Source organism: Dyella tabacisoli (assembly GCF_003350925.1).
Classification (GTDB): domain Bacteria; phylum Pseudomonadota; class Gammaproteobacteria; order Xanthomonadales; family Rhodanobacteraceae; genus Dyella_C; species Dyella_C tabacisoli.
On record NZ_KZ857202.1, the window covers coordinates 1 to 1,759 of the forward strand.

At 63.8% G+C, this 1,759-nt stretch carries 1 protein-coding gene; it reads right to left on the minus strand.

All coding sequences use genetic code 11. The features are described from left to right. A partial coding sequence (locus tag DVJ77_RS20945; protein WP_425480390.1) for a beta strand repeat-containing protein occupies positions 1 to 1,759 on the minus strand: 1,759 nt, incomplete at both ends.

Genomic DNA, 1,759 nt, shown 5'->3' on the forward strand with positions numbered 1-1,759 from the left:
CTTGCCGATGGTGATGTTCTTGCTCGTGGCGTCTTGCTGCACCAGACCCACCGTACCGTTGGTGATGTTATTGGTGATGTTGGTGACGGTATCGCCCAGGTTGGTGATGTCGCCGGTGTTTTTCTTGACGCCGGTGTCGAGCGCGTCGAGTGCGCCGCCCACGGTGGTCTGTGTGCCGTTTTGCACGGTGTAGATCGGGCCGGTCACCGAGCCGGTGACGGCATCGATCCTGGCGCCGCCGCCGAGGGCTTCCACTGCCGGCGTGAGCTGGCTCAGGTTGACCGCATCGTTGGCTTTGGTGCCGTTGGCGATATTGCCCAGGGTTACCGGTGTACCGGTGGCGCCGAAGGTCACGCTCTTGTGATCGGCACCGTCGTACTTCACCACGTCGGTCAGCGTGCCGTTGATGTTGCTGATGTCGGTGGTGTTCTGGGCGATGTGGGTGGTGTTGGTGCTGACGTTGTCATTGGTGGCGTGCAACTGTTTGCCGTTGACCGCGTCGGTGCTGGTCGCCGTCAGGTCGCCCTCGGCAACGCCGGTGAGCTTGCGGTCGATGGCCTGGGTGCCGTCGGTGCCGGCCACGTTGATGACGGTGCCGCCGACATCCTTGCCGATGGTGATGTTCTTGCTCGTGGCGTCTTGCTGCACCAGACCCACCGTACCGTTGGTGATGTTGGTGACGGTATCGCCCAGGTTGGTGATGTCGCCGGTGTTTTTCTTGACGCCGGTGTCGAGCGCGTCGAGTGCACCGCCCACGGTGGTCTGTGTGCCGCTTTGCACGGTGTAGATCGGGCCGGTCACCGAGCCGGTGACGGCGTCGATCCTGGCGCCGCCGCCGAGGGCTTCCACTGCCGGCGTGAGCTGGCTCAGGTTGACCGCATCGTCGGCTTTCGTACCGTTGGCGATATTGCCCAGGGTTACCGGTGTACCGGCGTTACCCAGGGTCACGCTCTTGTGATCGGCACCGTCGTACTTCACCACGTCGGTCAGCGTGCCGTTGATGTTGCTGATGTCGGTGGTGTTGGTGTTGACGTTGTCGTTGGTGGCCTTGAGCTGCTTGCCGTTGACCGCGTCGGTGCTGGTCGCCGTCAACTCGCCCTCGGCGACGCCGGTGAGCTTGCGGTCGATGGCCTGGGTGCCGTCGGTGCCGGCCACGTTGATAACGGTGCCGGCCACATCCTTGCCGATGGTGATGTTCTTGCTCGTGGCGTCTTGCTGCACCAGACCCATCGTACCGTTGGTGATGTTGTTGGTGATGTTGGTGACGGTATCGCCCAGGTTGGTGATGTCGCCGGTGTTTTTCTTGACGCCGGTGTCGAGTGCATCGAGTGCGCCGCCCACGGTGGTCTGTGTGCCGCCCTGCACGGTGTAGATCGGGCCGGTCACCGAGCCGGTGACGGCATCGATCCTGGCGCCGCCGCCGAGGGCTTCCACTGCCGGCGTGAGCTGGCTCAGGTTGACTGCATCGTTGGCCTTCGTGCCGTTGGCGATATTGCCCAGGGTTACCGGTGTACCGGTGGCGCCGAAGGTCACGCTCTTGTGATCGGCACCGTCGTACTTCACCACGTCGGTCAGCGTGCCGTTGATGTTGCTGATGTCGGTGGTGTTGGTGTTGACGTTGTCGTTGGTGGCCTTGAGCTGCTTGCCGTTCACCGCATCGGTGCTGGTCGCCGTCAGCTCGCCCTCGGCGACGCCGGTGAGCTTGCGGTCGATGGCCTGGGTGCCGTCGGTGCCGGCCACGTTGATGACGGTGCCGCCG